The organism is Bradyrhizobium sp. BTAi1 (assembly GCF_000015165.1).
Lineage (GTDB): Bacteria > Pseudomonadota > Alphaproteobacteria > Rhizobiales > Xanthobacteraceae > Bradyrhizobium > Bradyrhizobium denitrificans.
Genome location: NC_009485.1, coordinates 6,802,969 through 6,824,917 on the forward strand (window position 1 = coordinate 6,802,969; position 21,949 = coordinate 6,824,917).

The 21,949-nt window shown below is 64.5% G+C and carries 17 protein-coding genes; 9 read left to right on the forward strand and 8 right to left on the reverse strand.

Annotation, left to right across the window (positions count from 1 at the left end):
- Nucleotides 1–192: 192 nt before the first annotated feature.
- The gene (locus BBTA_RS30580; protein WP_012046373.1) at nt 193–1,356 is read left to right on the forward strand and encodes a TAXI family TRAP transporter solute-binding subunit; all 1,164 of its coding nucleotides are present in this window, start codon (nt 193–195) and stop codon (nt 1,354–1,356) included.
- Nucleotides 1,357–1,370: 14 nt separating this feature from the next.
- Here the strand turns inward: BBTA_RS30580 and maiA are convergent, their stop codons facing one another.
- The 3 genes from maiA to BBTA_RS30595 form a co-directional block, all read right to left on the reverse strand.
- Nucleotides 1,371–2,042 (reverse strand): maleylacetoacetate isomerase, encoded by a 672-nt coding sequence (gene maiA / locus BBTA_RS30585; protein WP_012046374.1) that lies wholly within the window; start codon nt 2,040–2,042, stop codon nt 1,371–1,373.
- 53 nt (nt 2,043–2,095) lie between these two features.
- On the reverse strand, nt 2,096–2,599 hold the full coding sequence (locus tag BBTA_RS30590; protein ID WP_012046375.1) for a hypothetical protein: 504 nt from the start codon (nt 2,597–2,599) through the stop codon (nt 2,096–2,098).
- 365 nt (nt 2,600–2,964) lie between these two features.
- Entirely contained in the window at nt 2,965–3,966 is a 1,002-nt protein-coding gene (locus BBTA_RS30595; protein WP_012046376.1) for a dimethylarginine dimethylaminohydrolase family protein, read from the reverse strand.
- Between the two features lie 1,342 nt (nt 3,967–5,308).
- Here BBTA_RS30595 and flhA point away from each other — a divergent pair.
- Nucleotides 5,309–7,435 carry a flagellar biosynthesis protein FlhA gene (gene flhA / locus BBTA_RS30600; protein ID WP_041750980.1) on the forward strand — a complete coding sequence of 709 codons (2,127 nt, stop codon included), beginning with the start codon at nt 5,309–5,311 and terminating at the stop codon, nt 7,433–7,435.
- Between the two features lie 369 nt (nt 7,436–7,804).
- The gene (locus BBTA_RS30605; RefSeq protein ID WP_012046378.1) at nt 7,805–8,005 is read left to right on the forward strand and encodes a hypothetical protein; all 201 of its coding nucleotides are present in this window, start codon (nt 7,805–7,807) and stop codon (nt 8,003–8,005) included.
- A gap of 128 nt (nt 8,006–8,133) precedes the next feature.
- Here BBTA_RS30605 and BBTA_RS30610 read toward each other — a convergent pair whose 3' ends face one another.
- From BBTA_RS30610 to fliI, 4 genes are all read right to left on the reverse strand, one after another.
- Nucleotides 8,134–9,120, reverse strand: a complete 987-nt coding sequence (locus tag BBTA_RS30610) for an anti-sigma factor domain-containing protein (RefSeq protein WP_012046379.1) — start codon at nt 9,118–9,120, stop codon at nt 8,134–8,136.
- 87 nt (nt 9,121–9,207) lie between these two features.
- Complete coding sequence (locus BBTA_RS30615) at nt 9,208–9,756, reverse strand: sigma-70 family RNA polymerase sigma factor (RefSeq protein ID WP_012046380.1); 549 nt, start codon at nt 9,754–9,756, stop codon at nt 9,208–9,210.
- A gap of 155 nt (nt 9,757–9,911) precedes the next feature.
- Nucleotides 9,912–10,331 carry a flagellar export protein FliJ gene (gene fliJ / locus BBTA_RS30620; RefSeq protein WP_008960735.1) on the reverse strand — a complete coding sequence of 140 codons (420 nt, stop codon included), beginning with the start codon at nt 10,329–10,331 and terminating at the stop codon, nt 9,912–9,914.
- 109 nt (nt 10,332–10,440) lie between these two features.
- Nucleotides 10,441–11,763, reverse strand: a complete 1,323-nt coding sequence (gene fliI / locus BBTA_RS30625; protein ID WP_012046381.1) for a flagellar protein export ATPase FliI — start codon at nt 11,761–11,763, stop codon at nt 10,441–10,443.
- Nucleotides 11,764–12,150: 387 nt separating this feature from the next.
- On the opposite strand from fliI, the gene ctrA reads away from it, so the two are divergent.
- Nucleotides 12,151–12,852 (forward strand): response regulator transcription factor CtrA, encoded by a 702-nt coding sequence (gene ctrA / locus BBTA_RS30630; protein ID WP_012046382.1) that lies wholly within the window; start codon nt 12,151–12,153, stop codon nt 12,850–12,852.
- A gap of 568 nt (nt 12,853–13,420) precedes the next feature.
- On the opposite strand, the gene ltrA is transcribed toward ctrA, so the two are convergent.
- Nucleotides 13,421–14,653: a group II intron reverse transcriptase/maturase gene (ltrA, locus tag BBTA_RS30635; protein WP_244424208.1), complete on the reverse strand. Its 1,233-nt coding sequence runs from the start codon at nt 14,651–14,653 to the stop codon at nt 13,421–13,423.
- Between the two features lie 1,220 nt (nt 14,654–15,873).
- Here ltrA and BBTA_RS30640 point away from each other — a divergent pair.
- The 5 genes from BBTA_RS30640 (at nt 15,874) to BBTA_RS30660 (ending at nt 21,902) form a co-directional block, all read left to right on the forward strand.
- Nucleotides 15,874–16,023, forward strand: coding sequence for a hypothetical protein (locus tag BBTA_RS30640; RefSeq protein WP_012046384.1), 150 nt, complete (start codon nt 15,874–15,876; stop codon nt 16,021–16,023).
- A gap of 296 nt (nt 16,024–16,319) precedes the next feature.
- Nucleotides 16,320–17,723, forward strand: a complete 1,404-nt coding sequence (locus BBTA_RS30645; RefSeq protein WP_012046385.1) for a TAXI family TRAP transporter solute-binding subunit — start codon at nt 16,320–16,322, stop codon at nt 17,721–17,723.
- Between the two features lie 1,000 nt (nt 17,724–18,723).
- A complete protein-coding gene (locus BBTA_RS30650) occupies nt 18,724–18,963 on the forward strand; it encodes a hypothetical protein (protein ID WP_012046386.1) in 240 nt (79 codons plus the stop codon).
- 207 nt (nt 18,964–19,170) lie between these two features.
- Entirely contained in the window at nt 19,171–20,886 is a 1,716-nt protein-coding gene (locus BBTA_RS30655; protein WP_012046387.1) for an alginate export family protein, read from the forward strand.
- Between the two features lie 14 nt (nt 20,887–20,900).
- Nucleotides 20,901–21,902, forward strand: a complete 1,002-nt coding sequence (locus tag BBTA_RS30660; protein WP_012046388.1) for an SDR family NAD(P)-dependent oxidoreductase — start codon at nt 20,901–20,903, stop codon at nt 21,900–21,902.
- Nucleotides 21,903–21,949: the final 47 nt, after the last annotated feature.

Here is a 21,949-nt window from a genome sequence, read left to right on the forward strand (position 1 = left end):
CAATGCCTCTCACTGGCGAAACCAGGGCGCATTCAAGTTGATGGCTTTTTAGTGGCGACGTGCCGCCACTGTCTCGGCCAAATAGCGACCAACCGGCGAGTAGTAGACGGCCTTCGCGGAACGCCGACATAATCGACCAGAACAACGACCGTGCCGCGATCATCGTGCGGCCGGCAATGGGGGATCTGGGGCATGCGGGTCGCGTGGTTGAGTTGCGTCGTTGCGGCGGGATTGAGTCTGGCGACTGCGCTGCTGCCCGCCGCCGCACAGACCGCGAAGCCGGCAAAATCGGCGACGGCGGCCGCCGCCGGCGAAGGCGGCAAGCTGCAGGAGTCCAACGAATGGACGGTCGGCATTGCCGGCGGCCTGCTCGAAGGCACCAACATCCGCTTTGCCGCCGAGATGGCCAAGGTGCTCGACGATCGGCCGAACCTGCGCGTGCTGCCGATGGTGACCTATGGTGCGCTCGGCAATATCGAGGACCTGCTGTATCTGCGCGGCGTCGACGTCACCATCACTTCGGCCGACGTGCTCGACGAGTTCGTCCGCAACGGCACGCTCGCCAACATCAAGAACCGCATCCGCTACATCTGCTCGTTCTACATCAACGAGATGCATGTCTATGTCCGGCCCGAGATCAAGACGCTCGAGGACCTCGCCGGCAAGAAGGTCTCGTTCAACACGGTGGGCAGCGCGGCCAACCTCACCGGCGGCATCGTGTTCGACCGGCTCAAGATCAACGCCGAGAAGGTGTTCATCAACAATTCGGTGGCGCTGGAGAAGATGCGCAGCGGCGAGATCGCCGGCGTGGTGCATGTGACCGGCAAGCCGACCGACCTGTTCGCCAAGTTCAAGCCCGAGCCGGGCTTTCATTTCCTGCCGATTCCGTTCGCGCGCAGCCTGCAGGACTATTACGTGCCGACCAAGCTGACCTCGCAAGACTACCCCAACCTGCTTAAGCCCGGCGAGACCGTCGAGACGATCGGCGTGCCGCAGGTGCTGGCGGTGTACAACTGGTCGCCGGAGACCGAGCGCTATCGCCGCGTCTCGCGTTTCGTGGAGTATCTGTTCAAACGGTTCGACCAGTTCAAGCAGCCGCCCTTCCACCCGAAATGGAACGAGATCAACCTCGCCTCCTCGCTGCCCGGCTGGACCCGCTTCCGCGCCGCCGAGGAGCTGCTCGCGAGCAGCCGCCCGCCCGAGGCCGAGGCCGCCGCGGTCAAGCAGCAGTTCGACGAGTGGATGAGCGCGAGAACCGCGACCGGCGGCCGGCGCCTGAGCAATGATGAGGCCAAGGTGCTGTTCGAGCAGTTTCAGGACTGGATGAAGCAAAGCGGCGGACAGCCGGCGCGATAGCGCCGTCGCTCGGACTACGATGAAGTGGGCGCGCGCCGCAGCGACTCCGGCGTATCCGGCTGCGCCAGCGGATGCGCGGCCGCGAAGGCGGGCAGCGCCATCGCGGCCTCGACGACGCGCTGCACCGTCGGCGCCCCGCCGAGATCGAGGCCCTGGTTGCGTGCGAACAGCGCATGGCCGGCGAGGCAGATGTCGGCGGTGGTCGGCGCATCGCCATGGGCGAAGCGCCCCGTGGCGCCATCGCCCGCGAGCCGCGCCTCGACCGCGCCGAGCATCTCCGCGGCCCAGTACCTGAGCCAGGCCGCGCGCGCCGTATCGTCGAGGTGCAGCACCTCGGTGAGATAGCGCTGCACCCGCGGTGTCGTCAGCGGATGCGCATCGCACGCGATCATCGCCGCCAGCGCCCGCACCCGCGCCCGCCCCTTGGGATCGGCCGGCAGCAGCGCCGGACCGGGACAGGCCTCGTCGAGATAGTCGAGGATCGCCAGCGACTGCGTGAGCACCGTGCCGTCGTCCAGCACCAGCGACGGCAGCGCCATCTGCGGATTGACCGCCGCATAAGCGCCTTCCCGATGCTGCTGGCGGTCGACATCAACCGTGATGAGCTCGTAGGCGACGCCCTTCAGATTGAGCGCGATCCGCACCCGGAAGCTCGCAACCGACCGCCAGAACGAATAGAGCTTCATCAAGCCGTCTCCCATCGCCACCGGACGGCGCGCCCGAGCTCAATTCCTTTGCCTCACTCCGCGCCCGGCGCAAAGTCCAGATCCGCAACGCTCGCGCTTTGTGGCACCTTGATCACGACGGCGGCGCGGTTCAGCGCCTGATGACAGGAATTGCAGGCCGCCGTGAGATCGGCATATGACTGCTCGAAGCGACCGATGTCCTTCTGCTTGATCGCCTGCGCCAGCGCCTCGAACGGCTGTTGGGTCACCGCCGTCGTCATGTCGGCGAAAGAATTGCCGTCCACCAGCGGCTGCGCACGGCTGACCCGGTTCAAGGCGCCCTTGAGATTCCCGAGCTCATAGGCGCTGAACGCCCAATTGCCGCTATGGGCGGCGATCCACAGCCGGATGTGGCGCGGCTGGATGGTCGCGATCATCAGGTCGCTGACACTCGGCAGATAGGCCGGTGACGGCGGCGGCGTCTCCGCGCGCAAGCCGACGCCGGTCGCGACGATCGCAAGTCCGGCGAGGGTTACTGCGGTCAATGTCAGCCGCAGGCGGTGGTGGGGTGGATACATCCTGGCTTCTCCTTCAAATTAGAAACGTTCTAAAAAGAAGCTGCCTGGGATGCCAATCGCGATTGCTGATCGCAACCATCAGAAAAACTTGATGCCGCCTGCCGCACGGCCAGCATGATCACGACACAGTTTGTCGGCCGGCACGATCGTCTCGCGGCGATGCGCGGGGGGAGCACGAGACACCGCGGTCGTAGGGCTCTGACGCCGAGCCGTCGTAGATGGACGCATGCGCAGCCGAAGCGAAAGCTGCTCTGCGAATTACGGTGACGGTAATGGACAACGAGCTGCTGCTTGATTGAAAGGAACTGAGCTCCATCGATGATGCATTTGTCTCGAAGGAGCGCCGGCCTCATCGACGCGTTGCGTCAATCGGCCCGCAGCAGCGGCTGCGTGCTGCAGCGAAATCCGCCGCCCATCGATCGGGAGATGGCGAAGTCGACATATTCTACCGCGACGCCATGTCGGGCGAGCGCCTCGCCAACCGCTGCAAAAGCAGGATCGGTGATATAGATGTCGGACGTCACCGGCAGGCCGTTCACGGCCAATTGGGCCACCTCATCGAGACCGACAGCGATGCGGGTCCAGTTCGCAAGCGCCGAGGGCACGCCGTCGAGGAAGGCGTCCTCGCAGACGACCATCACACCCGGCCGGACCAGGCTGAGCGCACAATCGAGATGGAGCACGTCGGGCCGCAACCTGACGCCTTCCACGGTATAGCCCATCGGACGCAGCAGATTGGCCAACCATCGGATGCCAGCGTCGTTCGATGCCAGCCCCGATTGCCCGACAAAGACGTGACGCCCCAGGATCAGAATGTCGCCGCCCTCCAGGAACGGGCCGGCGCCGCCGTCATCGTCGTCGGCGATCGCCGGCTGCGGGACTGCGACATAGAGGCAGCCAGTCCGCATCGCCCAGTCAAAGATCAGGTCGCGGGCGGGCAGGACTTCGATGCGGCGATACACAAAGCGCAGCGAGCCTTCGATCAGGAAAGGTCCGATGGTAAAGAACGGATCGCGCGTGAAGAAGTTGGCGTAGCCCCTGGCGCCGGCAAAGGCCTTCTCCGCCGCGTTCAACTTCCGCGGTCGCAGCACCTCGACCTGATGCCGGCGCAGCACCACCGCGAGCGCCTCGCGCTCGGCTTCCCAAGCGCGCTGCACATCGGGATGGCTCTCAGCCAAGCTGCGGCCAGGCGTTTGAGATCCTGCGGCGCTCGCCTGTTGCGGAAGGAATGCCAGATCTGCCGGCAGCGGCATGGCGTCGGGCGCGCGAAACTCGCATTCGGCGAGCACCACCGTGCGCAGGCGTGCGAACTCGCTGTCCACGAAGATACGTGTCGCATCCATGGCTTCGGCTCCGAGCGAGATCATCGATCCTCCGACGCAGAGGTCCGCGCGGATCAGCTGCTGGCGACAGCATCAAGAACAGTGACGCGCCTTGGCCGGACAACGGCAAATAGACACCGCGAACTCGGTTGTCTAGATCCCACGCCGCCCCCTCAATCCAGGAGACCTCGGCGGCCTGTTCGGAAGGATAGCGTCGCTTCGGTAGTCTATGCGCGAGCCGGACAAGTCCGCCTCGAGCACCAGCCTGATGACAGCCGCGGCAAAGCCGTCACCATGACCGGAGCGGCTTTAGCGCAAGCTACTTCCGGTTGCGCAAACAACCGAACACTAATGCGATGAATGCTCGCGCTCGATCGCCAGCAACCCGCCTGACTGACAGGGTATGACGCACCCACCCGATCAACTTCCGATTTACAGAATTTTTCTTCTTTTCTTTTTTCCAGCATTGGCGTATATCAATCCCGTCCTGCTTCCGGTGGAGGGGCGTGTCGCGACCGTCACGAGACGTGGGAGGTGGGATGCGATGGGCGCAGGGAATCGCAGCGTGGCTTTGTGTCGCGCCGACGAACGGTTCGTTGCGCACGGCGAAGTCGTGCGGTCCTGACACCCCGATGCTGGTGTCCCGCGGCGAGCGTGCGCAAGCGCCGTCGCGCATGGTGGCCAACAAGCCCGGTGCACCAGGGAGACCACGTATAAGCCGTTCCAACCGTCGCGCGGGGAAGGCCGGGCGTGCCCGGCCAGACCTGTGGTGACTGCCGCCTGCTTTTTTTGCTGCAGGCGGGCCACGGGCGCGGCCAGCGCCCGGCCTTCCCCGCGCCCTCCTTTGTTATGAGGGCGAACCTGATGCGAAAGCTCGGGCGCGATGCGCCGCGAGAGATGATGGCGTATGGCCGCGGAGAGACATTCAATCGTGCGCGTCGGCTGTCAGGCGCGGCAGGGGCCTCACGGTTCGAGACGCGCCTGCGGCGCTCCTCACCATGAGGATTTTGCGCCAGCCCCGGCGCTGCACGCTGCGTGCTCATGGCGAGGGTCGAGCGGCGAAATCGGCGCCCCCCTCCCCTTGAGAAGATCGCCGAAAGCGGGCGTCTCGCAGGGCGAGGCTCGGGCAGGGGCGGTGGATCGGAGCACCGCGGAACACCCCATCCCTTCTCCCCGCAACCCTTTGTTAACCCGCATTAACCGAATGCTAACCATACACCGGGCAAAAATTGCCGAGTGAAATGTGCGTGTCGCAGTCGGGTGCAGTTGACGGGGGAGACCTTCCGTGGACGCCAGCGCGGTACCTCAGTTTCGAAACGGCGGCGCAGTGGCCGCCGCGCAGTCGTTTGGGGCCGGGAAACGCGGCTCACGGGAAGGGGCGAAAGCCATGGTCGACGTCACGGCGGGTCAGGGGGCCGGGTCACCGGCCGGGGGCTACACATTCGGCGATTTCAAGACGCTGATCCTGCGCGGCGACATCGCGCTGGCGCTCGGCATCCTCACCATCCTGGTGGTGCTGATCCTGCCGCTGCCGGCGATCGTGCTCGACCTGTTCCTGGCGATCTCGATCACGCTGTCGATCCTGATCCTGATGACGGCCCTCTTCATCCAGGCGCCGCTGGAATTCTCGTCCTTTCCGACCATCCTGCTGATCTCGACGATGCTGCGGCTGTCGCTGAACCTGGCCTCGACAAGGCTGATCCTCAGCCACGGCCATGAGGGCACCGACGCCGCCGGCCACGTCATCCAGGCGTTCGGCTCGTTCGTGATGGGCGGCAATTTCGTCATCGGCATCATCGTGTTCGCGATCCTGGTGACGGTGAACTTCGTCGTCATCACCAAGGGTTCGGGCCGTATCGCCGAGGTCGCGGCACGCTTTCACCTGGATTCGATGCCCGGCAAGCAGATGGCGATCGACGCCGACCTCTCCGCCGGCCTGATCGACGAGAAGGTCGCCAAGATGCGGCGCAAGGAGCTCGAGGACGAAAGCGGCTTCTTCGGCGCGATGGACGGTGCCTCGAAATTCGTCCGCGGCGACGCCGTCGCCGGCCTGCTCGTCGTGTTCATCAACATCATCGGCGGCATCATCATCGGCGTCGCCCAGCAGGGCATGTCGTTCGGCGACGCCGCCCGCTCCTACACGGTGCTGACGGTCGGCGACGGCCTCGTCACCCAGGTGCCGGCGCTGATCGTGTCGACGGCCGCGGGCCTGCTGGTGTCCAAGGCCGGCGTCAGCGGCGCGGCCGACAAGGCGCTGATGCAGCAGTTCTCCGGCTATCCGCAGGCCCTCGGCCTGTCCGCCGCCGTCATGCTGGTGCTGGCGCTGCTGCCGGGCATTCCGACCCTTCCGTTCCTCGCACTGGGCGGCGGCGCCGCCGCGCTCGCCATCAAGGCGCGCAGGCAGAAGGACGTCGCCAAGGCGGTCGAGGCCGCGGAGGCGGCGGCGCCCGCCGCAGCCGCCACCGCCGCGGCGGCCGAGGAGCCGATCGCGAACGCGCTGAAGATCGACGACCTCAAGATCGAACTTGGCTATGCGCTGCTGCCGCTGGTCAACGGCCCCGACGGCACCGACCGGCTGACCGACCAGATCAAGGCGCTGCGGCGGTCGCTCGCGATCGAAATGGGCTTCGTGATGCCGTCGGTGCGCATCCTCGACAACGTCCAGCTCGAGGCCAACACCTACATCATCAAGATCAAGGAGGTCGACGCCGGCTCCGGCAAGATCTGGCCGAACCAGTTCATGGTCATGGACCCCGGCGGCAACCAGGTCGCGGTGCCCGGCATCCACACCACCGAGCCGACCTTCGGACTGCCCGCCACATGGGTCGACGCCGGCCTGAAGGAAGAAGCGACCTTGAAGGGCTACACGGTGGTGGACGCGGCGACCGTGCTCTCGACCCACCTGACCGAGCTGCTCAAGGCCAATATGAGCGACCTGCTGTCCTACGGCGAGGTGCAGAAGCTTCTGAAGGAGCTGCCGAAGGAGCAGAGCGAGCTGGTCAAGGACATCGTGCCGACCCAGATCACGATCTCCGGCATCCAGCGCGTGCTGCAATTGCTGCTGTCGGAGCGGATCTCGATCCGCGACCTCTCAACCATCCTCGAAGGCATCGCCGATGCGCTGGCGTTCTCGCGCAATCCGGCCACCATCGTCGAGCATGTGCGCGCCCGCCTCGCCCGCCAGATCTGCGCCCAGAACACCTCGCCGATGGGCTACCTGCCGCTGATCGCGCTGTCGCCGAAATGGGAGCAGGCGTTTGCGGAATCGCTGATCGGCCAGGGCGAGGAGCGCAGCCTGGCGATGCAGCCGTCGAAGCTCTCCGAGTTCATGACCGCGACGCGCGATGCGTTCGAGCGGGCCGCGCGCGAGGGCGAGTCACCGGTGCTGGTCACCTCGGCCGCGATCCGGCCGTTCGTCCGCTCGCTGGTGGAACGCTTCCGGGCGCAGACCACCGTGCTGTCGCAGGCCGAAATTCATCCTCGCGCGCGGCTCAAGACGGTCGGAAGCGTGTGAGGACGGACGCGGCGGAACCCGCGACTCCGCCGCTCGTTGAGATGGGAGCCGGCGCGCTATCGCTGGGTTCCGCGGTTTTTCTGGGCAGGCCGGAGCTGTGCTTTATCGCCACAGGCAAACGATTTCTTTCTTTTCCGTTAGGTTGCCCGAACTTCAGAACAGACCAGAAACACCACAAGGCATTGGAAATAAATAAATATTCATCCTTCTGCGCATACCGATCGCAGGTCATCACGACTTTTCACACACTTGTGATGCCACCTACGAAACGGAATCGAGGTTTCCTACGTTCTTAGAGGCGAGACGATGAACCGGAACGAGCCCGGCTCACACGAATCGATAGAGGACGGAAGGCGGCAGGAGGCTTCCATGAACCACTCGATTTACAGCGCGGATCGGACAACCCACCTCAAGATCGTGGTGGTTGCACTGGTGGCTGGCATCGCGGTGGCCGGCCTCGGCATCTCGGCTCGCCTTAATGCGGAGCCGGGCTATACGCAGACCGCAAAAGTCATGAAAGCCGGCAAGCCGGTGGCGGTGACGAGCTCGGAGACATCGCTGGTTCGTTGATTGGAATTTCCGGAATTCACGCGGTTCTCACAGCCCCCCAACTGGCCGCGTGGATATGTAGTAGACCCAACCCCAAGTCGACTACCGAAAACGCCCGCTCCCCACGGGCGTTTTCTTTTTGCCGCGGTTCAGCGTGACGGCGGCACCGTCTCGATCAGCTTGCCGGTAAAGACGATCGGCCCGGTGGCCTGCCCGGTCGGCGACCCGCCCTCCGGCTCCACCGTCACGGCGTAGGTGGCGCGACTGACCGTGTCGGCATCATAGGCCGACAGAACGGGCCGGCTGGTGAAGTCGCTGCCGCCGATCACGCCGAGCGAGCGCGGCTTCTGCAGCTTGTCCGAGACGATCCAGAGCTCGAAGCTCTTGCCCGGCTCAGGCGCCGCACCAACCCGGCGGACCGTATAGGTCTTGCTGCCGGCATCGACGGTCAGGATGAAGGCCGGCGAGGCCGCATCCTTCTGCAACAGCGCAACGAATTGGGCCGAAGGCTGCGCTCCAGCCGGCACCTTGACCTCCGCGGTCTGAACCCGCGCCTTCGGCTGCAGCGGTGGCGGCAACAGCTCCGGCCGGTAGATCTGCACCCCGAGCAGCGCGAGCAGCATCGCGGCAACCGCCGTCATGACATTGGCGACGATGCGCAACTGCCGGACCTTGGACGAGAGCTGAATGACATTAGTGTTGTCGGCTGCAACGGCCTCGGTCCGTTCGGCCTTGAGCTCGGTCGTCTTGCCCGTGGCACTGCCGTCCTCGGCCGCCGTGACGGCCGGACCATCCGCAGCCAAAACCGGCGGAGCATCCAGCACGATCGCGCCCGGCGGCTCCGGCGCATCCACAGCGACCGGCGCCGCCACGACAGCTGCAGTCGTGGGGGAGACCTGGGCGACCGGCGCCGTGCGCGCGATCTCGGCCTTGATGCGCTCCCACAGTTCGGGGCGCGGCTCGACCAGCCCGACCATCTGATTGAGCGCACTCAGCCGGAATTCCCAGGCCTGCACGACCGCGGCAAAATCGCTGTCGACCGCCATCATGGTCTCGACCTGGGCGCGCTCGGCGGCGTCGAGGGTGCCGAGCGCATATTCCGCCGCCAGCGCGATATGGTCTTCGCTATACGCCATCACAGGTCCAGGTACAGGTCCAGGTCAGATCACCTACAAAGTCTATTGCAGCGTCTCTCGCATCAAACGCTCAGTCCAAACCACGCCTCAACCGAGACCGAGGCATTGGCGAATGTCCATCATGCTCCGCCGCAGCCAGGTCTTGACCGTATTCACCGGCGCCTCGAACTTGGTCGCCAGTTGCTCACGGCTCCAGCCGTTATAATAGGCCAGCAGCACGAGCTTCTGACGGTCCGGCTCGAGCCGGCCGACACATTCCAATAGCCGCTTCAGCTCCTCCGACATTTCGCGCCGCGCCAGCGGATCCGGCGTCTCGGCAGCGACCTCGAACGCGGACGGCTCGTCCTCCAAAGACAGCTCGCCCCGCTTGCGCACCAGATCGATGGCCCGGTTGCGAGCGATGGCGGCCATCCAGGTGATCGGGGAAGACACCGCCGGGTTGAACTGGGCGGCATTATTCCAAACCTTGACGTAGGTCTCCTGGACGACCTCCTCGGCGAGGTCCTGTCGGTGCAAGATACGGAGCACGACGCCATAGAGTTTCGCGCGCGTTGCCGCGTAGAGGCGCTCGAACGCGGCCTCATCCCCCTTGGCGACTGCGGCAAGCAACCAGACCAGCTCTGCCGGCGTCAGCATTCAGCGTCCCCGAAAATCGGCCCCACTCCCTCGTTCGAGCCCCGCCCTCCCGTAGCACGACTCGCGCACCGTGCTCCACCCAAGGTGGGCGCGACGAAAAACCCGGACCTTGCGGGCCCGGGTTTTCGAAAGCAAAGGCCGTGGGGCGCTCCAGCTCAGGCGATGACGCCGAGCCGGGCGCGCATCAGGCCGATACTGTCCATGTCGGCCTGCTCGCGGGCGCTCTCCTCGGCCTTTTCGCGGGCCTGGTCACGCTCGTCGAGCAACTCGACCTTCTTCATTTCCTCGAATGCCTCGGATAACGCGGCCTTGGCGTCCTCGAGCTGGGCGCGCAGCTCGTCAGCGGAGCGCGTCAGGTTCTCGCGGCGCTGGATCGCGGCCTTGGCATAGGTCGGATAGGCAAAATGGGTCGGGTCGTTGATGCCGGCCCGCTCCTGCTCGGTCTGAATTTCCCGCTCGAGTTCGGCCGACATGCGCTGGAAATCAGCGATCATGCCCTCGATCTGCGTCACCCGGCGGCGTTTCTCATCCACCTGAAACTTTTTCAGACGGATCAGCGTTTCGCGCGACTTCATCGACTCATACTCCCCAGAAGTCCCGTATACGGCGCGGGACAGGGCCGGCCGCCCTTCCTGGGCCCGCCGACTAGGCTCGTTACATGCGGGGGATGATTACGCGACAAAGTTAGCTTTCCGTTTCCAAGCGTCCAAGGATCTGTTCCAGCTCCCGATACCCCTGGGCCAGGCCGCAGACCTCGTCCTTGCGCTGGCGCAGGAAGGCTTCCAGCGGCTCGTGCAGCCGGATGGCCTCGTCAACCTCGGGACTCGAGCCGGCGCGATAGGCGCCGAGCCGGATCAGCTCCTCCATGTCGGCGTAGGTCGCCATCACCTGGCGCGCCCGCATGATGGTCGGCAAGAATACGGGGTCGGCCGATTTCGGCATCGTGCGCGACACCGATTTCAGGATGTTGATCGCCGGATAGCGGCCGCGTTCGGCGATCGAACGCTGCATCACGACGTGACCGTCGAGAATACCGCGCACCGCGTCCGCGACCGGCTCATTGTGGTCGTCGCCATCGACCAGCACCGTGAAGATTCCGGTGATGGTTCCCTCGCCGCTGCCGGGCCCAGCACGCTCGAGCAGTTTCGGCAACTCGGTAAACACAGTGGGCGTATAGCCCTTCGCGGTCGGCGGCTCGCCGGCCGACAGGCCGATCTCACGCTGCGCCATCGCGAAGCGCGTCACCGAGTCCATCAGGCAGAGAACATCCTTACCCTCGTCGCGAAAATATTCGGAGATTGCGAGCGTCAGATACGCCGCCTGCCGGCGCATCAGCGCCGGCTCGTCGGAGGTGGCCACCACGACGACCGAGCGTGCAAGGCCCTCTTCGCCGAGATCATCCTGCAGGAACTCCTGCACCTCGCGGCCGCGCTCGCCGATCAGGCCGATCACCGAGACCGCGGCATCGACATTGCGCGCCAGCATCGACAGCAGCACCGACTTGCCGACGCCCGAACCGGCGAAGATGCCGAGTCGCTGGCCACGACAACACGTCAGAAAGGTGTTCAGGGCACGGACGCCGAGATCGAGCGGCGAACCGACGCGTTTGCGCGAATGCGCCGGCGGCGGATTGTTGCGGTAGGGAACCGGCGCCGCGCCTTGCGGCAGCGGCCCTTTGCCGTCGATCGGCTCGCCCATCGCATTGATGACGCGCCCAAGCCAGGCCGGTGATGGCCGCACCTGGTTTGCGGCATTGGCGATGACCGCACGGCAGCCGCGCCGCACGCCCTCGAGTCCCGCGAACGGCATCACCACCGCGTTCTTGCCGGAGAAGCCGATCACTTCGGCGGGGATGACATTATTGCCGGTCTCGATCACGATGCGGGCGCCGACCGACATCGCATGAATCGGACCGGCGATTTCCACCATCAACCCCTTCACGCCGACGACACGGCCATAGGTGTTCACCGCGTCGATGTCGCTGATCTGCTCGGCCAGTGCCTTCATCACGAAAGCGCCTTCATTGCGAAAACCTTAAGTAAGGGCAGATTCGGTTGTGCGGTTTAACTCTGTGTTTACTCGCATCATTAATCATTGCGTCATGGTCTGGAGTGACTGACGCAGCGCGCCTTTCCGCCCTCAAAAGCGGTGAGGAACGAGAGTCGGTTAGGTCCGTCTCTTAACATGGAGCTTGAACGAGGGCGGCTGAGAAAAACTGCTTCTTCGCAACACCTTACGGCGATTCGACAAAAATTGCACGGTTTGAGCTTGCGGATGTGAATCAGGATTTGTTAACCATCTCTCGTCAGGATCCGAATCAGTTGTTCAAAGGCGTTTTGAGTGCCGCGATGGCGGCCGACCTGACGCCCGGAGCGGCGACTATGGGGAACTGGCATGCGCGTTTTGCTGATTGAGGATGACAGCGCCGTCGCGCAGTCGATCGAGCTGATGTTGAAGTCTGAGAGCTTCAACGTCTACACGACTGACCTCGGCGAAGAAGGCGTCGACCTCGGTAAGTTGTACGATTACGACATTATCCTTCTCGACCTCAATCTGCCCGACATGTCCGGTTACGACGTGCTCAAGCAGCTGCGCGTCTCGAAGATCAAGACGCCGATCCTCATCCTGTCCGGCCTCGCCGGCATCGAGGACAAGGTCAAAGGTCTCGGCTTCGGCGCCGACGACTACATGACCAAGCCGTTCCACAAGGACGAGCTGATCGCCCGCATCCATGCGATCGTGCGCCGCTCCAAGGGCCACGCCCAATCGGTCATCCAGACCGGCGACCTCGTCGTCAACCTGGACACCAAGACGGTGGAAGTCGGTGGCCAGCGCGTGCATCTGACCGGCAAGGAATATCAGATGCTGGAGCTGCTCTCGCTCCGCAAGGGCACCACCCTCACCAAGGAGATGTTCCTCAACCATCTCTATGGCGGCATGGACGAGCCCGAGCTGAAGATCATCGACGTCTTCATCTGCAAGCTGCGCAAGAAGCTCGCCAACGCCTCCGAAGGCCGCAACTTCATCGAGACCGTCTGGGGCCGCGGCTACGTGCTGCGCGAGCCCCACGACATGGACGAACGCATCCCCGCCTGAGCTTTCACTGGGTCCTCCGGCGAGCCTCACGGCTTGCTCCTCCCAGACTGAGCCCCGCCGCAAATGGCGGGGTTTTTGTTTGTGGGGGGTGGCGGATCGAGGCGAAGGAAGTCGCGCACGAGTCTCTACATCGCGAACGCCGCACTTGCCTCTCCCGAGGAATTGCGCCCCACCGCCAGGCCCCCAGCGCGATCCCGGTCGCGAAGCACGACCGGCTGCTCCAATCTCCGTCATTGCGAGGAGCGAAGCGACGAAGCAATCCAGAGTCCCACCCCGTCCCCTGGATTGCTTCGCCGCGCTCGCAATGACGCTTGCGGCAGCATTCAACTCGAGAAGCTCACACGACATCTGCGGATGCGCCTTGTACGGACCATGCGGACAAACCCTCGCGATCTCGCAGCGCCTCGCGCCCGAGCTATGAGCCATTCTCACCGCCCTCTTCCAAACTGAGGGCGCAGGGAAGGCCGGGCGCTGGCCGATCGGGATAGGGGGGAGTCTCGCGACTCCTCCCCTCCCACACCACCGTACGTACGGGTCACGTATACGGCGGTTCGACAGATTGAACGGTTCAGCGGGGTGCGAGGTAGGGCAATCCGCGTGAGGCGAAGAAGACGTTTGGCAGAGCCATGGTCAGCCCGGCACTGTTCGCCAGCCGCCAAGGGCCACGTGGGTTGCCGGCGGTTTTGAGCGCCAGCTCCCGGCCAACGCCGCAGCGTTGCAGCTCGTCGAAGCGAGTACGACCCTGCTTCCATTGGGTCCAGACGACGGCGCGCAACCGCCGCCTGATCCACTCATCCAGCTTGCGCAACACCGACGGTGTCTCGCAGAACCCGAAGTAGCCGCGCCATCCCTTCAGGTACAGCGACAGCTTCTCGATGATCTGCGCGAGGCTTCGACCAGATTGTCGCCCCGTCAGTTCCCGAACTCTGGCCTTGCAGCGGGCGATCGCCTCGGGCGCGATGCGCCGACGCGGCTTTCTCCCCTGGGTAAAGCTGAAGCCCAGGAACTTGCGGTGGTTCGGTCTGGCGACCGCGCTCTTGGCCCTGTTCACCTTGAGCTTGAGGCACCGTTCCAGGAACGTCTCGATGCTCGCCATCACCCGCTCGCCCGCCTTTCGACTGCGCACATAGATGTTGCAGTCGTCGGCATAGCGCACGAAGCGATGACCTCGCCTCTCCAGCTCCTTGTCCAGCACGTCCAGCATCAGGTTCGACAGCAGCGGCGAGAGCGGCCCGCCTTGCGGCGCGCCTTCCTCCGTCGGGCTGACCAGCCCTCCCTCCAGCACACCCGCAGTCAAGAAGCCGCGGATCAGCTTCAGAAGACGCTTGTCAGCGACCCGTTTGGCAACCAGCCCCATCAGGATGTCGTGGTTGACCCGGTCGAAGAACTTCTCCAGGTCGATATCCACCACGATGCGGTGCCGGGACGCAATGTACGCCTGCGCCTTCGTCACCGCCTGATGCGCCGAGCGGCCTGGCCTGAAGCCGTAGCTCGCGTCGGAGAACGTCCGGTCCCATTCGCCCTGCAACACCTGCAACACCGCCTGCTGGATGAAGCGGTCGACAACCGTCGGGATGCCGAGCAGCCGAACGCCACCCGATGCCTTCGGGATCTCGACACGCCGCACCGCCTGCGGTTTGTAGGTGCCGTCGAGCAGCTGAGCCCGGATCGTGAGCCAGTTCGCCTTCAGGTAGGTCGGCAGATCGTCCACGGTCATCCCGTCGACACCCGCCGCCCCCTTGTTGCGCTTCACTCGGTCCAATGCCTTCTTCAGGTTCTCACGTGCGACGATCCTTTCCATCGACGGTCCCACGACCGCCGGGCGTTCGAGACAGGTCAACGCCGCACGAGCTTCGGCCTCCCCGGCGCCGGCACGCGGGGCTTCACCCCTCGGTCCGAGGCGAGGGTTCAGATTGCTCTGATCTTCCGGCCGCATTGGATCGTGCGAGATCACCGCTCTACTGACCCCTTCCATCGTTTGGGCCTTTAGCGGCACGCTACCGCCTACTACGCCCTCTGCTGACTTCTGCGCCGCGATCCGGCCGCCTTACGACGACCTCAGTCCCGTTGGGACACGACACAGATCTCCCGAGGTAAGACCGACCGCCTTCACCGCATACCCGTCGGATTTACCACCCCGCCCCTTGATGACCGTGGACTTCGCGATTGGCAGCTCGCTCGTCCGGACGGGTAGGCCTCGCATCCGCTGTTTGTTCATCGGGCCGCGGCTTTGCTCCACGCTGTCTTCAGACCCCACCTCGCGATGACGCCCTTGCGCTTCGCTAATCCTTCGCCGTCATCAGGCTGGATAGAGGACTTCCACCTCCAAGCTGTCGTTCATACTCGGCACACCGCCCGTGGCCCGCTGCGGAAAAAAATGCAGGCGGCAGTCACCACAGGTCTGGCCGAAAACGCCCGGCCCTCCCTGCGCGATGGCCTTACGAATTATACGCGCTCTCCCTGGGGATCGGCTGTCTTGCCCCCATCACCCGCAGGCCGCTCATCAGCAACGCCCACACGCTTGACCTCAGCACCGGGAGGCCAGGACCACGCGATTTCACCGTGCGCCGGAGATCGTTCGTCGGCACGGCGAACCATGCTGCGACCCCAAAGCGCCCATCGCATCCCACACCCGACGTCCGTGACGACCGCGAAGCGTCCCCTCGTTGGGGCGGGACGCAGCGGAGTAAAGCACGATTTCTGTAAAAACGAAAGATGATTTTTGGCGAAGCCGGATCTGTTCTTCCGAGCGCGCGGATGGCCGGTGCGGCACAACCGATCGCTCCAACCCCGTGCAAGCTGAGACCGGCTCATCCGGCGGGCGGGCACCGTCAATTCGGACGACAACGCGTGCGCTCGCGAGGCAATTCGCAGCATGAGATACTTCGACACCTCTGGAAAATGCATCTCGACGCGCCAATATCTTTCACGAGGAGCCGGACATGACCAAACTGCTCGATCAGGCGCTCGCGCGCCGTACGCCGCCTTCCCTCCGAGACCCAAAATGAGATCGCGCGCGGAATGCTGGACCTTGCCGGCGATGAGAGCCAGCCGGAAGAGATTGCCCCCTCGCATCTGCCGGATGTGCTGGAGAGCCTTGCACAGGCCAAGCAGCGCCGGTTCGCGACGGACACCGAGATCGAGGCCGCGTTTCGCCGCTTCGATCCATGAAGCTTCGCTTCACGCCGCGCGCGGTCGAGAGCATCGCGGCGATCGCCGACGATATCCGTGTTCACAACCCTGCCGGCGTCACCGTAATCCCGACCTGGAAATCGGCCATCAAGGGACAACAAGACTGCTCTCGCCGGAAGCGGACCCCGGCTGCCTCACCACTGTCCCTTCGCAAAGCTGACCGCCTTTCGTGGACTCTCTGTGGGCGCGGCGGAACATTTCGGACAGAAACCAGTTCGCCCAGGTTCCCGGCACACTTCTAGCGCACCATGCTCTGTTGTCAGGGGGTCCCACTGATGTCACCGTCCGATCCAGTCAGGAGCGCTCACGATGGTCGTCAACGAAGGTTGCTCATCGTGTTGGCGCTGGGATTTGTTGCCTTTGGCGCCGCTGCGGCCGCCCTCTTCTACGTCTTACAGCCCGAGACCCTGCGGATCGCCGTTGGACCGGCAGGGAGCGACGACTATCAGGTGGTCCAGGCGATGGCCGACGCCTTCAGCGAGGAAAGCAGGACAGTCAGGCTCTCCCCGCTCACGACCGGGGGAGCGGCTGAGTCGCTCGCCCTGCTGTCCGCCGACAAAACCGATCTGGCGGTCGGCCGCGGCGACCTCGGCATGCCGCCCGACGCGCAAACATTGGCCATTCTGCGGAAGAATTACGTTGTCCTGTGGTCGCCCTCCGGGCGACGCAGCAACGAGACCAAGAAGAAGGCGAGCGGTAAGATCGGAGACATCGCGCAACTGACGGGTCGCAAGGTCGGCATCATCGGGAGGACCGGAGCAAACGTCGCCGTTCTCCGAACCATTCTGGAAGGCTCCGGCGTGCCGCCGGACAAGGTGACCACGGCTCAATTCGGGACGGACGAGATCGAAAAGCTTGCGCAGGACCCGACCCTGGATGCGTATCTCGCCGTTGGTCCGCTTGACAGCAAAATCACGGCGGACGCCATCGCCGCGACTGCCCGAGTGCGTGGCGCTCCTACCTTTCTTCCGATCGAAGCATCTGAGGCCATTGCTCTGAAGCACGCGCGCTACGAGGCCGAGGAAATTCCGGCCAGCGTCTTCAACGCGCGACCGGCCTGGCCAGAGGACAAGGTCGACACGATCAGCGTCAACCACCTGATCCTGGCCAGGAAGGAACTGTCCGAAGCCAAGGCGGCAGCTTTCTATCGGCAGCTGTTCGCTGTCCGCGACACGATCACGCAAGGCGTCGCCGGCGCGTCCCACATCATGAAGCCCGACACGGAGAAGGAGACTGACCCCTCCGTGCATCGGGGCGCCGCGGCGGTGATCAACGGCACGGAGCGAACCTTTCTGGACAAGTACAGCGACTACTTCTGGTTCGCCCTGCTTGTTCTGTCCGGCATCGGTTCGGCAGCCGCCTGGCTGCGTCGCTTTCTGAACCGGGACGAACCGGACGACGACAACAGCTGTCGCAATCGCATTCTCGCGGCCGTGTCGGAGGTGCGCAATGCCGGGTCGGAAGACGATCTGCTGACACGACAGCGCGAAGTCGACGCGATCATCGGCGAGACCCTCAAATCCTACGACGATGGAGTCATCGAACAGGAGGATCTGGCCGCATTCGGTCTGGTCCTCGAACTATTCCATCATGCCATCGCCGAAAGGCGAGCGACGCTGCAGAGCGGTCCCGCCGATCCAACATGGACGACGGGCCCAACCCTCGCCTCGCGGCGCTAGCCGCGTCCGGCTCATGCGGTCCTCATCGCGCGCCTTGGATCGCAGCGAGCTGCTGCAAGTTTCGGCTCTGCCGAGGACGGTGCCCTCAGGTCAGCAGGTGGCCATGCGGCGTTTGGCATTCCAGCGGGAAAGGTCGGCTGTCTGGGCCAGAGCTGACGCTTTACAGTCAAAGACCAAACGGCTGGTTATGACCCACAAGAGACATGCGGTAGATCGTGACGACATCTGCCGCGTTCAGGAGAGGTTCTCGGTTGCCAAACTGTTTCCTATTGAGGCGCCCTGGGTGCTGTCCGTATTTGACCCCGAGTGTCCTAAATTGATTGGAGCGGTGTCCTACTTTGCCGAGCGTGAAAGTAATTCTGGGTGTGCGCGGTAAAATTCTTCTCGGACTTTCGAAGGCGGATTGATCCATAAGCCAAAAGCAATAACCGCTACACTAAACCCCAAACTGACGAGGATGGCCTTCCACCCGAACATCCACGGGTACTTTGAGCGTAGCCAATCGTAGAAGCGATCTTGAGGTAGCACAACCATCCCCTATCCGGAGGCCGCCTCAGTTGGCGGCCTCTTTCCTTATCAGATTAGGCTTGCCATGTCGCTTGCTGGCCCAACGCGGACCTTTCGTCCGGCGCGGGGGATGTCTGCTGTAGGGATAGAACCGGGCCAGCTCCGTTGATCCTGCATGACACTATCAGCTCGCCCGCCGCTCCGCGCGGTTTCCTGGATAGCGGTGGACGGCCTATTGAGCCCGTTTCACATCTGCTGAGCACCGGATTACGCAGATTACGGTGACGCTGCATAAAACTATCAACTCGGCCGCTGCTGTGCGACGGCGGGGCGTTACCCAAGCTCGCCTATCAGCCTGCGGGGCGCGCCTGCGACAGGGCGGCGCACCGGGAGGGTGACCCGCAACCAATTTTTTTCTCTGGTTGATCCGGATCAATCGCGCTACCTTTGCGACGCCAATCATCGGACCACGCACTGAGCTGGTGTCAGAGCCATGCCGTATGGAAAGCGTTTCCGCTCGCGCGGAAGCCTCGGTCTGTCCCTCGCAGCGTGGCTGTTCTCGCTGCTCGCCGTTTCTGCCGCCAACGCCCAGGCACTGGGGCCGACGTTCGAGAACCGGCCAATCGAGGTTGTGCGTCTGGCGCTGTCGGGAGCGGTGCCGAGCGGGCCGCAGCGGGTCGCGTTCGAGGATCGTGTCCGCCGGGCGCTCAATGTGTATCCGGGATTACGCTGACGCTGCACAAAACTATCAACTCGGCCGCTGCTGTGCGACGGCGGGGCATTACCCAATGCTCGCTTATCAGCCTGCGGGGCGCGCCTGCGACAGGGCGGCGCACCGGGAGGGTGACCCGCAACCAATTTCTCTCTGGTTGATCCGGATCAATCGCGCTACCTTTGCGACGCCGATCATCGGACCACGCACTGAGCTGGTGTCAGAGCCATGCCGTATGGAAAGCGTTTCCGCTCGCGCGGAAGCCTCGGTCTGTCCCTCGCAGCGTGGCTGTTCTCGCTGCTCGCCGTTTCTGCCGCCAACGCCCAGGCACTGGGGCCGACGTTCGAGAACCGGCCAATCGAGGTTGTGCGTCTGGCGCTGTCGGGAGCGGTGCCGAGCGGGCCGCAGCGGGTCGCGTTCGAGGATCGTGTCCGCCGGGCGCTCAATGTGTATCCGGGGTCGCAGCTGCACGACCTGATGGTCGATTTCGGGCTCGGCAAGGTGAAGCGTATCCCCGGCGTGGCCTCGGCGTCGGTCAACTATGTCGACGGCAACACCGGCGGTGTTGCGGTCGAGGTCAGCGTCGTCGTCGGCGACCGGCCGCAGGCGGATCCGGGCCGCGTCGATTTCCCCTATCTTCTTCAAGGCGACGACAGCCTGCTGAAGCTCAAGCTGACGGCCGCGACGCTCGGCTACGCCAATCACGATGCCTGGTACGGCCGGCCGCAGGCCTTCGTCGGCGCCAATCCGCTCGCCAGGGGACCGGCCGGCGCCGGCTGGTCGTCGTTCGGCGAAGCCGCGCTGGAGGGCGGGCTGCAGGGCATCGGGCCGATCGGCAACAATGTCTACGCCTATGGCAGCCTCTCATATCTGGCGAGCGGCTCGGTCGGGACCGACCTGTTCGTCACCGGCCCGCGCCGCCATGGCGCGATCGAGGACGCCTATGCGGGCATCGTCACCGGGATCACGGGCGACGACGGCTCGCGGCTGGTGATCAACCTGTCCGGCGGCCGGCAGCCGTTCCAGATCGCCGACGGCATGCTGATCAGGATCACCGCGGCCAACGGTTTTGACCGCGCCGCCGTGCAGCTCAATCCGCGCTGGGCGGCCGACAGTCTGTTCCTGGCGCAGGCGCGCTACAACACCACGAAGTTCGAGGTCTTTCGCCTCGCTCCCGACGAGTTGCCGGCGATCGATACCCACACCGTCATCGCCGGCGCGAATCTCGAGACGGGCCTGGGAACGCCGCATCAGCTCGGACTGACCTATCTGACCGTGCCGCGCTCGGACTACGGCTGGTACACGACGACAGCGCAAGGCACGCGCCAGGGACTGCAGGTCGCCGACGTTCGCTATTATTGGACACCCGCCATCGGCGCCTCCGGTCCGTATGCGAAGACGGAGCTGGCGTTGCAGTGGAACGACCGCAACGCCTTTCCGATGCGCGCCTGGGGCGGCTATGTCGAGGCGGGCTACACCTTCAACGAGGCGCTGTGGCGCCCCACTTTGAGCTATCGGCTGTCCGGCTTCAGCGGCGACAATCCGGCGACGCGGACCTATGAGCGCTGGGATCCGCTGCTGTCGGGCGGCACCGGCGAGGAATGGGTGCAGGGGCTGAACCACTACAAGCTGTTTCAGGACACCAATTTGATCGCCCATCGCCTGCAGGCGATCCTGCGGCCGGCACCGCAATGGGAGCTCGTGCCGCAGGCCTGGCTGTTCCAGGCGCAGCAGCTCAACAACATCGGCGGCACCACCTCGACGCTGGCCGGACATCTGCTCGGCTACGAGGTTAATCTGACGGTGAAGTATTTCATGAGCCGCAACGTGATGTTCCAGTCGGGCCTGGCGCTGACCGTGCCGCTGTCCGGCGTCAGCCAGGCCGTTGCCGGCACCACCCGTCCCTGGTTCAGCGCGATGTCGCTGGCCCGGATCAGCTTCTGAAAAGGGAGATGTCGATGGATCGCCGCAGCATGTTGCAGAGCCTGGGTTCGGGGGCGGTGACGATTCCGCTGGCGCAGCTGCTTCCGGGAAGCGCCGAGGCGGCGGAGTCCGCAGGCCCGGCCAATCTGGCGATCAGCCCGATCGATCCGGACTACTTCATCAAGGATCGCTTCAAGTCACGCACGATCGCCATCACCGGATTCGCCCGCGGCATGGGCCGCGCCGCGGCGCTACGGGCGGCGCGCGAGGGGGCGAACATCGTCGGGATCGACTGGCTGCCGGACCTGGCGCGCGAGACGGCGGCCGCGATCCAGCGCGAGGGCGGCGCCATCGAATTTCTCGTCGGCGATGTCGCCAAGGGCGATTCCTGCGACCTGATGGTCAAGCGGGCGGTCGAAAAATTCGGCGGGCTGGATTTCGCCATCAACAATGCCGGCGTCATGGACGGCGTGTTTTCCGGCGAGGCGTTCGACTATGACAAGCAGAAGGACCTGCTGTTCGCGCCGCTCCACGAGGCCTCCGATGCCTATTGGGACAATGTCCTGGCCACCAACGCCACCGGCGTGTTCCGCGCCATGCGGGCCGAGCTGCGGCAGATGGTGGCGCAGAAGCGCGGCGGGGCCATCGTCAACGTCGCCTCGATCGCCGGCCTGACCGGACTGGCCGGCAATCCGGCCTATGTCGCCAGCAAGCACGCGGTCAACGGATTGACCGCCAACGCCGCGGTCGACTACGCGCCGCACGGCATTCGCATCAACTCCGTCAACATGGCGGCGACGGACACGCCGATGATCGCGCGGGCGGCGCAGGCCGTCGCCGCGAAGGCGCAGCGGGCGCCGGCCGACGGCGGCATGGGACGGCTGAAGACGAACTCCATTCTCAGTTATGCGGATCCCAAACATCGCCCGGCCACCGTGTGGGAGCAGGTCGCGGTGATGCTGTTCCTGCTGTCGCCCGAGGCGTCGAACCTGACCGGCGCGTTCTACGCGACGGACGGCGGATGGACGGCCTATTGAGCCCGCTTCAAGACGGCTAGAGCATGGTCTTTTCGGAGAACAGGTTT

Bases quoted from the DNA above. Each gene is read 5' to 3' on its own strand.
- maiA (WP_012046374.1), bottom strand. From the start codon at position 2,042: ATGAAGCTCTATTCGTTCTGGCGGTCGGTTGCGAGCTTCCGGGTGCGG.
- BBTA_RS30645 (WP_012046385.1), top strand. From the start codon at position 16,320: ATGTCACCGTCCGATCCAGTCAGGAGCGCTCACGATGGTCGTCAACGA.
- flhA (WP_041750980.1), top strand. From the start codon at position 5,309: ATGGTCGACGTCACGGCGGGTCAGGGGGCCGGGTCACCGGCCGGGGGC.
- BBTA_RS30615 (WP_012046380.1), bottom strand. From the start codon at position 9,756: ATGCTGACGCCGGCAGAGCTGGTCTGGTTGCTTGCCGCAGTCGCCAAG.
- BBTA_RS30595 (WP_012046376.1), bottom strand. From the start codon at position 3,966: ATGATCTCGCTCGGAGCCGAAGCCATGGATGCGACACGTATCTTCGTG.
- BBTA_RS30660 (WP_012046388.1), top strand. From the start codon at position 20,901: ATGGATCGCCGCAGCATGTTGCAGAGCCTGGGTTCGGGGGCGGTGACG.
- fliI (WP_012046381.1), bottom strand. From the start codon at position 11,763: ATGAAGGCACTGGCCGAGCAGATCAGCGACATCGACGCGGTGAACACC.
- BBTA_RS30650 (WP_012046386.1), top strand. From the start codon at position 18,724: ATGCCGTATGGAAAGCGTTTCCGCTCGCGCGGAAGCCTCGGTCTGTCC.
- BBTA_RS30590 (WP_012046375.1), bottom strand. From the start codon at position 2,599: ATGTATCCACCCCACCACCGCCTGCGGCTGACATTGACCGCAGTAACC.
- fliJ (WP_008960735.1), bottom strand. From the start codon at position 10,331: ATGAAGTCGCGCGAAACGCTGATCCGTCTGAAAAAGTTTCAGGTGGAT.
- ctrA (WP_012046382.1), top strand. From the start codon at position 12,151: ATGCGCGTTTTGCTGATTGAGGATGACAGCGCCGTCGCGCAGTCGATC.
- BBTA_RS30655 (WP_012046387.1), top strand. From the start codon at position 19,171: ATGCCGTATGGAAAGCGTTTCCGCTCGCGCGGAAGCCTCGGTCTGTCC.
- ltrA (WP_244424208.1), bottom strand. From the start codon at position 14,653: ATGGAAAGGATCGTCGCACGTGAGAACCTGAAGAAGGCATTGGACCGA.
- BBTA_RS30580 (WP_012046373.1), top strand. From the start codon at position 193: ATGCGGGTCGCGTGGTTGAGTTGCGTCGTTGCGGCGGGATTGAGTCTG.
- BBTA_RS30610 (WP_012046379.1), bottom strand. From the start codon at position 9,120: ATGGCGTATAGCGAAGACCATATCGCGCTGGCGGCGGAATATGCGCTC.
- BBTA_RS30640 (WP_012046384.1), top strand. From the start codon at position 15,874: ATGCTGGACCTTGCCGGCGATGAGAGCCAGCCGGAAGAGATTGCCCCC.
- BBTA_RS30605 (WP_012046378.1), top strand. From the start codon at position 7,805: ATGAACCACTCGATTTACAGCGCGGATCGGACAACCCACCTCAAGATC.